This is a genomic window from Aeromonas lusitana, from assembly GCF_002812985.1.
In the GTDB taxonomy this organism is placed as follows: domain Bacteria; phylum Pseudomonadota; class Gammaproteobacteria; order Enterobacterales; family Aeromonadaceae; genus Aeromonas; species Aeromonas lusitana.
The window spans coordinates 42,040-52,721 of sequence record NZ_PGCP01000007.1 but is presented as its reverse complement, the minus strand read 5'-3'; the positions used below and the strand labels follow the sequence as shown (position 1 = coordinate 52,721).

Below are 10,682 nucleotides of genomic sequence, written 5' to 3'. Positions count from 1 at the left end.
GAGTGTGTTAGGCCTGCCGCCAGCGTTCAATCTGAGCCATGATCAAACTCTTCAATTTAAGTTTGGTTGCCTATAAAGGCGGCTCAATGAATTGCTGAAATAAACTGTGACAACTCAGGTCACCCTGAATCGTCTTGGTCACTTCACCAGACATTGAAAATCAAAAATTGTTTTTTGATGCTCGATGCTGTGAGTGCCCACACAGATTGCTTGATTCAAATTGTTAAAGAGCAGGGTCGATAACTATAACCCCCACTGGTTTGCTTTGCAAGCCAGACCAGACGCGCACTGCGCCGTGCTGATGGAGGCGCATTATAGGGATCTGATTCTGCCTGGCAAGCAAAAACCCTGTGTTTTTTTGAGAAAACCGTTCAAGCGTTTAACTAACAACCAGATCGAGCAAATAGCCAGCAAAAACACCTCAAAACGGGCTATCTCTGCGGTAACGCCAGCACTATTGGTGCATCTATATAAGCAGGATTCAGGAGTAGAAACAGAAAAGGGCCCGATGGGCCCTTTCAATCCAGCCATTCAGGCCGATTAGATGGAGAAGCTGGAACCACAGCCACAGGTCGTCGTGGCATTGGGGTTGGTCACGATAAAGCGGGAACCTTCCAGACCTTCGGTGTAGTCCACACTGCCACCGACCAGGTATTGCAGGCTCATGGGATCGATCACCATGGTCACGCCGCTCTTCTCGACGACTGTGTCACCATCATTGATCTTCTCGTCAAAGGTAAAACCGTACTGGAAACCGGAGCAGCCACCCCCAGTGATATAGACCCGCAGCTTGAGCTCGGGATTTTCTTCTTCGGTAATCAAGGTCTTTACCTTGTTTGCCGCCGAATCCGTCATCTGGATTGGCAACGGGGCTTCTGTTACTGCACTCATCACTGACCTCACAACCGTTAAATCCACTAAGGTGGAAACTGCGAAATTATCCAATACCCGACCATTCAGTTCAAGTATTCACCATGCATCTTACTGAACGACAGGCAAAGGGGCAGGCTGGGCCACCAGCGGTTTGAGCACGTCACTCCATTCGGTCAGCAACTCCTGGGCCGGTTGGCGCCCCTCTTTGGCGATGGTGACACGCACCCGATCCGGGATGAAGCCTTCTGGTAACTGCCAGTTCCCCTCCAACAGCTGGAAGTAACGCAAGGCGTAGCGCCCCTCTCCCACCTTCATGCCGAGATCCCGGCTGCTGAGGGTCTTGGGCTGGTCGGCCAAGCTCCCTTCTACCTTTATCTGGACCTGGCCGCGGAACAGTTCCCGCTTCTTGGCGGGCTGGGTCAGAGCCAGACGATAGTGGTAACGGCCCGGTACACTGGTCTCCTGCAGGGTCAGGTTGTCGATGACTACCCCGACCTGATCACCGGTGGGCCGCATGATCCGCTGGAAGAAGGCCAGCTGGCGCTTTTGCTCCTGCACCTGCGCTTCTTGATCCTTGAGGGTCTGCTGCAACTGCTCAAAGGCCGCCTTCTGGGTCGCCAGCTGGGTATCCTTGACCCCCAGATCCGTCTTGAGCTGACCAATCGCCTTGCTCTGGCGCTCCAGGGTCTCTTGCTGCACCGTCAGCAGGCTGCTCTGGGCCAGCTCCTGCCGATTCCCGGCGAAATAACCGATGCTCACCCCCACTATCAGTAGTACCAATACCTTCACGATCTGGGACATAGGGCCTCTTCTATTACCACGCCACCTGCGGCCACTCTTCCTTCACTATACGCGACATCAGCGAATTGATGCGGACAAACAAGGAGTTAACCGGCAGTCACACTGCTCTCTCCCCGCTTTTGACGCGCAGCCAGCCGTAAAGTTCGCTCCAGGATCTGGGAATAGATGGGGCGTCCACCCAGCCATTGGGCCACCAGGGTCGCTCCCAGGGTGGTGATCATCATGGGCAGGATCAGCTGATAGTTGTCGGTCATCTCGGTCACCAGCACTATGCCGGTGATGGGAGCGCGTACCGTGGCGGCAAACAGCGCCCCCATGCCGGCGATGGCGAAGGCACCGGGCTCTATGCCGAGTTCGGGGAAGGCGGCATGGAAGATATGGCCGAAGACCACCCCGAACAGGGTACCCAGGGCCAGGGTGGGCGCAAAGACGCCGCCGGGGGCGCCGGAGCAGAAACAGATGAGCGTCGCGATGAGCCGTACCGAGAAAATGAGAAACAGGGTCGCCATCGCATACTCGTTGCCCATCAGGTGCGGGATCAGCTCGGTGCCGCCACCGGTGAGGGAGGGGGCGAACAGCGACAGCACACCGAAGGTACCCGCCACCAGCATGCCGATGGCGACGAAGCGGTGGCGCTTATTCTGATGCAGGGCCAGGTAGCCATCCTGACAGGCGAGCACCAACTTGTTGAACACGAAGCCCAGCACGCCGAAGGTGCAGCCCATGAAGAGGAACAGCCAGAGCGCCTTCAGCTCGGGAGCATCGTAATGGGGCAGGCTTATCACAGGTGCCTGCCCCTTCATGTTTTGCAGCATCAGGGTCGCCATGACGGCGGAGATCCCCACCGCCTTGATGGCGAGGAAGGAGTAACGGAACTGGGGTCGCATCTCCTCCATCACGAACAGGATCCCGGCAAGGGGCGCGTTGAAGGCGGCGGCGAGACCACCGGCGGCTCCGGCAGCCAACAGGGCATGGCCATGCTCCTTGGGCAGCCGGAAGATATCCGCCACCATCTTGCCGAGGTTGCCGCCGATCTGCACCGAGGGCCCCTCCCGTCCCAACACCATGCCTGAGCTCAGGGTACAGATGCCGCCGAAGAACTTGACCGGCAGCACCCGCCACCAGCGCACCGGCCGCAGATCGTCCATGGCCCCTTCAATTTCGGGGATGCCGGAGCCCCCCGCCTCGGGGGCGAAGGTATGAGTGAGGAAATAGCCGACGAAGCCGAGCAGGGCGCTGAAACCAAATCCCAGCGCGATGAGCTGCCACCAGGGGCGGTCCGCCAGCAGGTTGACCCGCTGCGCCATCACCCAGTGCACACCCGATTCGAACAGCCCGCACACCAGACCGGCCAGGAGACCCACCAGGGCCGCCAGCAGCAACACCAGCAGGGGCATTTTATCCTGCTGTATAAGGCGTTTAAGACCGAGTCTGCTGCGCTGGAGCGGTGACTCAGCAGGAGAAGTAGATTGTTGCACCATGAGAAACCATATTCATCTAGCAAGGTTTGAAAACACCCGGCCTCGGCTCGGCTGCCCAGCACAGGGGCTTTCTGCTATAGTCGGCCCGTTTCATGTGCCACGGGGCAGGCCAGAGGCCCGGGTAACGAGAGCGCAAAGCATACTCCACCACCCGCAGGCTGCCGAGCCGCATTCGGCCATCTTCCCCGGTACGACCACCAAAATCCCATTAAGGATGATCCATGTCAAAATCAGATCAGCTGTTTGAACAGGCCCGCCAGACCATTCCGGGTGGCGTCAACTCCCCGGTCCGCGCCTTCAACGGGGTCGGTGGCACGCCCCGCTTCATCGAGAGTGCCGACGGTGCCTATCTCTATGATGTGGATGGTCAGGCCTATGTGGACTATATCGGCTCCTGGGGCCCCATGCTGCTGGGTCACAACCACCCGGCTATCAAGGCCGCCGTCATCCAGGCGGTGGAGAAGGGACTGAGCTACGGCGCCCCCACCGAGATCGAGGTACGCATGGCCGAGAAGGTGCGCCAGATAGTGCCTTCCATGGAGCAGGTACGGATGGTGAACTCGGGCACGGAGGCGACCATGAGCGCCATCCGCCTGGCCCGCGGTTATACCGGCCGCGACAAGATCGTCAAATTCGAGGGCTGCTACCACGGTCACGCCGACTCCCTGCTGGTGAAGGCCGGCTCCGGCGCCCTGACCCTGGGCCAGCCGAACAGCCCGGGCGTGCCCGCCGATTTTGCCAAGCACACCCTGACCTGTGTGTTCAACGATCTGGATTCGGTGCGGGAAGCCTTCGCCCAGTACGGCAGCGAGATCGCCTGCATCATAGTCGAGCCGGTAGCCGGCAACATGAACTGCATCCCGCCGGTTCCCGGCTTCCTGGAAGGGCTGCGCACCATCTGTGACGAGTCCGGCGCCCTGCTGATCCTGGACGAGGTCATGACCGGCTTTAGGGTCTCCCTGCGCGGCGCCCAAGGCCACTACAACATAGAGCCGGATCTCACCACCCTCGGCAAGATCATCGGCGCCGGCATGCCGGTGGGCGCCTTCGGCGGCAAGAAGAAGGTGATGCAGCACATAGCCCCGACCGGTCCCGTCTACCAGGCGGGTACCCTGTCCGGCAACCCGGTGGCCATGGCCGCGGGTCTGGCCATGCTGGATCTGCTGCAAGAACCGGGTCTGTATGAGCAGCTGAGCGCCAAGACCGCCCAGGTGGCGGAAGGCTTGAAGGCCGCCGCCGCCAAACACGGCATCCCGCTCGCCGTCACCCATGTGGGCGGCATGTTCGGCTTCTTCTTCACCGATGAAGCCGAGATAACCCGCTACGAGCAGGTGACTCGCTGCGACATGGAGCGCTTCAAGCGCTTCTACCATCTGATGCTGGAAGAGGGCGTCTACCTGGCGCCGAGCGCCTACGAGGCGGGCTTCCTCTCCCTGGCCCACGGCGACAAGGAGATAGCGCACACCCTGGCCGCCGCCGATCGCAGCTTCGCCAAGCTGGCGGGCTGATCCCGGTCCATATAAAGAAGGGCCCTGCGGGGCCTTTTTTCGTGTTTGTGCTGCATCTCTTCACTGAGCACGCACAGGATCCTGATTGCATGCCCCCTTGTGGTGCACTCCTCTCCCCTTCCTCTTCGGATTTGCCATCCCCTGGTGCAGTGAACGCCACCACGGCTGTCATAAAACGGGCCCACTATTTGCACCAGTTTGCAGAGACGGATCGTGCGCACAGACGCGGGATCCCGTCCACTGGAGCCCACTTGACCGAGGTATGTATGGCAGAGATGAGCCCCATCGATGTGCTGCGGCGCTATCAGGAGTACGAAACCGAGCTGACCCCCCTGCTGCTGGGGTTGCTGACCCTGCCCCAGGAGGCCCTCAAGGCCTACCCCTTCGTGCTGAGCGTGCAGAGCACGGACCAGCCCCAGGCAAGCCCCGCCATACTGGCGCCCGTGCCAGCCCCGCAGGGGCAACTCAGACTGCGGGTGCAGGGCCATGGCCGCGAGCTCGCCATCAACTTGCATCAGTTGATCGCCTGGCTGATGGGGGACAGGGAGCGGCGCCGCGCCATCCCCTGGTTCAGGGCCGTCTACGTGGTGCTGAGTCTGGCGCTGTTTCTCATCGTCGCCACCCTGATCTGGCACGGGCTGGAGCAGCTCTACCTGCTGCTGTGCGGCACCCAGCAGAACCGGCTCGGGGCTTTCAGCGCCATCATCTTCCTGACCCTGGCACTGGCGGTGTTCGATCTCGGCAAGACCATATTGGAAGAGGAGGTGCTGCTGCATAAGGACATCTTCCGCCACAGCGCCATTCGCCGCACCATCACCCGCTTCATCGCCGCCATCCTGATCGCAGTCTCCATCGAGGGGCTATTGCTGCTGTTCAAGGGATCCCTGGGTCAGACTGAGCTGCTCTGGCCGGCGGTGGGGGTCATGGCCTGCGCCGTGGGCTTGCTGCTGGCGCTCGGACTCTATGTCTTTCTCGGCGCCAAGGCCGAGGCCGCCCTGGTCGCCTCCAGCCAGCGGCCATTGACGAGTGGGGGCGAGCCGGGTGCCGGCCCCCTCTCGCGGCGACGCGGCGGCTTCAGACGGGCGAGATAATCTCCCGCCCGTCTGACTCTCTGTGAAGGGAAAACGGCTAGCGGGGAGCCTCACTCAGCTGAACTTGTGCTTGTACCGGGATGTCTGGCTGACGACGCCCCGCCCGCCAGGAGGCGTACATGGTCCAGGAGGTGTAGATGACCACGAAGGCCACCAGCCATTTCAGCATCTCCATGTTCATGGATTGCACCAGCATGGCCGCCAGCACCACGCCGATGGGGCCGAAGATGGCCACCGCCAGCACGGCTCTGGCATCGAAGGCGCCACGGCGAATGAAGGTGCCCGCCGAGAAGACGCTGAGCACGGCGGTGGAGCCCATCATGATGGGGAAAGCCGCCATGGGGTTCATCCCCAGCAGATAGACGAGCGTCATGCAGGGGGCGAACAGGCCGATACCGACGTTCATCAGGACCCCGAAGATGAAGTTGCCGAGCAGGGCAATCCCGAGCTTGTAGCCGGTCAGCCCCATGGCCTCGCCGCCGAGGGGGAAGAGCCCCAGCAGGCCGGCGAAGATGAGCCCGGCCACCACCAGCAGAGAGACCGCCATCACCAGCCGTATGGTCTGCCGATCAAACCCCGCAACCCGGCTCGCCCCCCAGGCGGCCCCCGCCGCGGCCGCGGCCATCATGCTGATGAGGGTGAGCGGATCCACCTTGACCGCGCCGATGAAGATGAGGGACTGGGTCACGGTCGGCAGCACGCACTGGCCGTTGAGGGTACCCGGCAGCAGGCGATCGTCGATGAGTTTGAACTGCTTGTAGCAGGCGGTCTTCACCGCGAAGCTGCCCACCCCCAGGGTATCGAGGAAGTTGGCGACGAAGCCTATACCCGCCACCGGCCAGAACGGAGTGGATTCCAGCTCGCCCTTGCGCCGTTTGTGCCACCAGGCGTGGATCAGCATGAAGATAAAGACCAGGGCGCAGCCGATGAACAGCAGGCGCAGCAGATTGATTAACATTGAGGTTCTCCAGCAAGGGCGGCGATTCTAAAGGAGGCCCGCGGAAAATGCTTGAGCGAGCGCAGGCATTTCCCAAAAATTCCGGCAAGAATGACCGCCTGGTGAGCGTGCGAACTCGAACGACGCTGCTCATACTCATTCATGAGGGCGCGAGCCCGGGGTCATCGGTCGCCATTATGGTCATTTCGCGACGACCACAGTCGCCGATGGTGCATCACCAAAAGAAGGCAGGTCGACCTGCCTTCTTTTTTTATTGCCCGTCATGTCGTTTGGCGCGGCACTCAGCGGGCGAGGATATCGGGCAGCCTGGGGGCGATGCGGTCGATCAGCCGATCCGACAAGGGGGTCAGCAACAGCAGGGGCAGGCAGATCAGGGCCAGGCTGAGGGCGCCCACATAGACGTCCGTGAGCCAGTGGGCCCCGGCAAAAATGCGAGGGGCCGAGAACAGGGGCACCATCAGCACGGCAACGACCCCCGCCCAGCGCGGCAGGTAGCGCAGGGCGAAGCCGGCGAAGATCATCAGGAACAGGGCATGATCACCGGGGAAGCTGTCACTGGAGGAGTCCTTGGTCGGGATGGAGCTGATCTCGGTCACCCGCAGCGCACCGTCCACCGTCAGGGTGGGGCTGGGGCGGCTGACCGGCAGCAGGTGGCCGAACTGGTTGATAACCAGGGCCCCCAGCATCATGACGATGCCCATGGCCACCAGACGGCGCCGATCCTGCCCGTCGGCCTGGAAGAAGCAGACCGCCAGGATCCCCCCCATGCAGGCGAGGGCGACCAGATCGAACAGGCGATTATTGGTGATGGCGACCAGATCGGCCCAGCGAGAGGACTCCCCCAGCCAGCCGTTGACCTGCAAGAAGGTGGCGAGATCCCAGTGATCCCAGGGGCCATGACCCGGCAGGGCGGCCCAGCTGAGGGCGAGCAGGCCCCCCATAAGACAGGAAAAGAATAACTTGCTCATGCACGAGCCTCCTCTCGAAAAGGGGCTCATTTTATCGCAGATTATTCGTGACTTGCATCACATAAATGCAAGAGGCAAGGCTGAATATGTATCCTATCGAATCTTGTTCAAACCCGAGCCGGGCGCACCGGATCCGGCGCCTTGGCTCACCCCTCCCTTGCAGTTAGTATGTGGACTCCCTTCACTCAGGATGATGACGATGCGCAGCTACCTTCGCATGATGTTGTTTGCACTCGGTTTGTTGGCTGGCGTGCAGATACCGGGGCTGGTCGATCTCTACTACCAGCGGCTGGATGCCCGCCTGCAACAGGCCAGCCTCAGTCTGGCCCCCTTCCAGCGCACCGCGGATCAGCACTTCGCCGGCGATCTGGCCGCCCTGATCCAGCACTACGGCGCCAGCCAGGATCCGGTCTTCGCCCAGGATGCCACCAGCCTGCAGCAGTTGGTGAGCCAGCGGCTGCAACTGCAGCAGGAGCTCGCCTTCCAGGACAAGCCCTGGTACCAACAGCTCTCCCACCTGCTGCTGCAGCCGGATCCCCAGCTCTGGCAGGACACGCTGAACAATTACGGCTATGTGGTGCCCCTCAAGCAGGCCGCCATCGTCTGTGGCCTGGCGGGCGGTCTGCTCGCCGCCCTGCTCGGGGATCTGCTGCTGGGCATCGTGCTGCTGCCGTTTCGCCCGCGCCAGCGCGACGCCAGATACGCCTTGCGCTGAGGCAGCGGCCAACGCCTCCCCATGACCCGGGCCTACTCGAAGGGTTCGAGATAGGCCTGGATCGCCTTCTTCAACCAGGCCAACACCTTGCCGTGATGGGCATTTTCCGCCAGATAGACGCCGTAATCGCGCCACTGCAGGCTGAACTTGTGCTTCAGGGTCAGCAGCTCCCCCTGCCGTAACTGACTCTGGATCAGCGGCGAGGGCAGCACGGCCCAGCCGAGGCCATCGAGTACGGCGTCCCGCATCAGCTCGAAACTCGACAGGCCTATGTGCTGACCGCCGATGGGCAGCAGGCTCTTGACCGAAAATTCATCCACGTAGGAGAGGGTGACCTGGGTATGACCGGTCAGGTCCTGCTGCAACACCCGTTTCAGCCCGGCCAGCGGGTGGCTCGGCGCCACCACCATCAGGGTGCGGATGGGGTTGAGCACATCTATGCTCAGGCCGCTGCGCTCCTGCTCCTCGGTGATGAGGCCGAAGGCCGCATCCACGAACCCCTCCTCCACCAGGGCCGGCAACTCGGGGGGAGAGGCCAGCACTAGGGAGATACTGGTGCCCGGAAACTGACGACGCAGTGTGCCCAGCATGTCGCGCCAGACAGATTCCGGGATGGCATCATCCCGCGCCACCCGCAGCGCCGCCTCGGCGCCGGACGCGTGATGCTCGCACTTGAGCTGCAGGCTGTTGGCCGCCTGCAGCAGCCGCTTGCAGTCATCCAGCACCTGCTCTCCTATCTCGGTCAATCGACTTCGATTGGCCCCGCGTTCGAAAAGTTCGACGCCAAGCTCCAGCTCCAGTGCCGCGATCGCCGTGCTGACCGCGCTGCGACTCTTGCCAAGTCGGCGGGCAGCATTGGCAATGGAGCCGCTGTCTGCTGATTCCACAAAGAGTTCTATCTGATTGAGCTTCATAAAGGGGCTGGCGTGCAGAGTATCCGACCTTTACCTTAGCCCGCTCCTTGCGCACAAGGCAAACCCTTAGCGTCTGATTACTCGACGCTGAGCGATTCCCGATGCGGCCGAGGCCCCGGCTATCCTTGCCGGGTCGAAGCCACAAAAGGACGTTTTATGTTAATCAGTCGCATGTTATTGGCCCGGATGTTTTTGACCGGCGCCATCCTGACCGAGGTCGCCGGCACCTCCTCCATGACCCTCATCTCGGACAATGGCGCGGGTTGGCTCAACTACCTGCCCATGTGGGTGCTCATCGCCCTCTCCTACTTGATGTTGGCCAAAGCCGCCAAAACAATCTCCATTGGTATCGCGTTCGCCCTCTGGGAAGGCCTGGGGATCGCCTTGATCACCCTGGTCTCAGTCCTGTTCCTGGATTACAGCATCAGCACCCAGGAGCTGATCGGGCTGGCGCTGGCCATAGTGGGGATTGTTATGGTGACCCTGGGTGAGACCCATGATGAGCCAACCTCCGCCTCCCGTCCGATGAAGGAGGCCGTATGCACCCGTTGATCATCGTACTCGGCGCCGCCCTGCTGGACATAGGCGCCAACATGGCCATCAACCGCTCCGTGGGGTTTCGCTACAAGGGCTGGGGCTTTCTCGGCATCCTGCTGGTGCTCTGTGCCTTCACCCTGCTCTCGGAGGCGGTGAGCACCGGCAAGATAGATCTCGCCATCGCCTACGCCACCTGGGGCGCCATCGGCATACTCGGCACAGCACTCGGCGGCCTGCTGTTGTTCGGCGAGCGACTCAAGCCCATCGGCTGGGTCGGGATCCTTGTGATGGCGGTGGCGGTCGCACTGCTGACAACAGCATGATCCACGCTAAAACCTCATGAAAAAAGCCGCCCGGTTTGCCGGGCGGCTTTTTAACAGTCAAAACGATCAGTCAGATTGCAGCAATCAGTCTAACTCTCTGCCTCATAGAGCTCCAATGGCAGGCCGTCGGGGTCTGCGAAGAAGGTGAAGCGCCGACCGGTCAGCTCGTCCACCCTGATCTCCTCCACTGAAATCCCATGCCGCTGCAGATGGGCTATTACCCCATCCAGATCCGTCACCCGAAACGCCAGGTGACGCAGGCCGCAGGCCTCCGGCCTTGAGGGGCGTGCTGGCGGCGCGGGGAAGCTGAACAGCTCGAGCTGACTACCGTCCGGCAGGGCCAGATCCAGCTTCCAGGATTGGCGGGCCTCGCGCAGGGTCTCCGCTATGATGGGCAGCCCCAGCACTTGATGATAGAAGTGGCGCGAGCGCGCATAGTCGCTGGCGATGATGGCCACATGATGGATGCCAGTTAGCAGAGGCACTGTCATATCGACTCCATAACAACGGGCG

Annotated in this window: 12 protein-coding genes; 5 read left to right on the top strand and 7 right to left on the bottom strand. The window is 61.6% G+C overall.

Annotation, left to right across the window (positions count from 1 at the left end; all coding sequences use genetic code 11):
- Nucleotides 1-540 precede the first annotated feature (540 nt).
- From erpA to clcA, 3 genes are all read right to left on the bottom strand, one after another.
- Nucleotides 541-891 (bottom strand): iron-sulfur cluster insertion protein ErpA, encoded by a 351-nt coding sequence (erpA, locus tag CUC44_RS06575; protein ID WP_157812753.1) that lies wholly within the window; start codon nt 889-891, stop codon nt 541-543.
- A 90-nt stretch (nt 892-981) separates the two neighbouring features.
- Entirely contained in the window at nt 982-1,674 is a 693-nt protein-coding gene (locus tag CUC44_RS06570) for a DUF6776 family protein (protein WP_100859179.1), read from the bottom strand.
- Between the two features lie 86 nt (nt 1,675-1,760).
- Nucleotides 1,761-3,155, bottom strand: coding sequence for a H(+)/Cl(-) exchange transporter ClcA (gene clcA, locus CUC44_RS06565; RefSeq protein ID WP_100859178.1), 1,395 nt, complete (start codon nt 3,153-3,155; stop codon nt 1,761-1,763).
- 221 nt (nt 3,156-3,376) lie between these two features.
- Here clcA and hemL point away from each other — a divergent pair, with 221 nt between their 5' ends.
- The gene (gene hemL / locus CUC44_RS06560; protein WP_100859177.1) at nt 3,377-4,663 is read left to right on the top strand and encodes a glutamate-1-semialdehyde 2,1-aminomutase; all 1,287 of its coding nucleotides are present in this window, start codon (nt 3,377-3,379) and stop codon (nt 4,661-4,663) included.
- A gap of 266 nt (nt 4,664-4,929) precedes the next feature.
- Nucleotides 4,930-5,754, top strand: a complete 825-nt coding sequence (locus CUC44_RS06555; protein ID WP_100859176.1) for a hypothetical protein — start codon at nt 4,930-4,932, stop codon at nt 5,752-5,754.
- 37 nt (nt 5,755-5,791) lie between these two features.
- Here CUC44_RS06555 and CUC44_RS06550 read toward each other — a convergent pair whose 3' ends face one another.
- Nucleotides 5,792-6,712, bottom strand: a complete 921-nt coding sequence (locus tag CUC44_RS06550) for a sulfite exporter TauE/SafE family protein (RefSeq protein ID WP_100859175.1) — start codon at nt 6,710-6,712, stop codon at nt 5,792-5,794.
- Nucleotides 6,713-6,993: 281 nt separating this feature from the next.
- Entirely contained in the window at nt 6,994-7,680 is a 687-nt protein-coding gene (locus tag CUC44_RS06545; RefSeq protein WP_100859174.1) for a phosphatase PAP2 family protein, read from the bottom strand.
- Nucleotides 7,681-7,879: 199 nt separating this feature from the next.
- On the opposite strand from CUC44_RS06545, the gene CUC44_RS06540 reads away from it, so the two are divergent.
- Nucleotides 7,880-8,395 carry a DUF2937 family protein gene (locus CUC44_RS06540; RefSeq protein WP_100859173.1) on the top strand — a complete coding sequence of 172 codons (516 nt, stop codon included), beginning with the start codon at nt 7,880-7,882 and terminating at the stop codon, nt 8,393-8,395.
- Between the two features lie 32 nt (nt 8,396-8,427).
- Here the strand turns inward: CUC44_RS06540 and CUC44_RS06535 are convergent, their stop codons facing one another.
- The gene (locus CUC44_RS06535; RefSeq protein ID WP_100859172.1) at nt 8,428-9,309 is read right to left on the bottom strand and encodes a LysR family transcriptional regulator; all 882 of its coding nucleotides are present in this window, start codon (nt 9,307-9,309) and stop codon (nt 8,428-8,430) included.
- A 156-nt stretch (nt 9,310-9,465) separates the two neighbouring features.
- Here CUC44_RS06535 and CUC44_RS06530 point away from each other — a divergent pair, with 156 nt between their 5' ends.
- On the top strand, nt 9,466-9,861 hold the full coding sequence (locus CUC44_RS06530) for an SMR family transporter (RefSeq protein ID WP_100859171.1): 396 nt from the start codon (nt 9,466-9,468) through the stop codon (nt 9,859-9,861).
- Nucleotides 9,849-10,169 (top strand): SMR family transporter, encoded by a 321-nt coding sequence (locus tag CUC44_RS06525; protein WP_100859170.1) that lies wholly within the window; start codon nt 9,849-9,851, stop codon nt 10,167-10,169. Before CUC44_RS06530 ends, CUC44_RS06525 begins: the two co-directional genes overlap by 13 nt.
- An 89-nt stretch (nt 10,170-10,258) precedes the next feature.
- Here the strand turns inward: CUC44_RS06525 and gloA2 are convergent, their stop codons facing one another.
- Nucleotides 10,259-10,660 (bottom strand): SMU1112c/YaeR family gloxylase I-like metalloprotein, encoded by a 402-nt coding sequence (gloA2, locus tag CUC44_RS06520; protein WP_100859169.1) that lies wholly within the window; start codon nt 10,658-10,660, stop codon nt 10,259-10,261.
- Nucleotides 10,661-10,682: the final 22 nt, after the last annotated feature.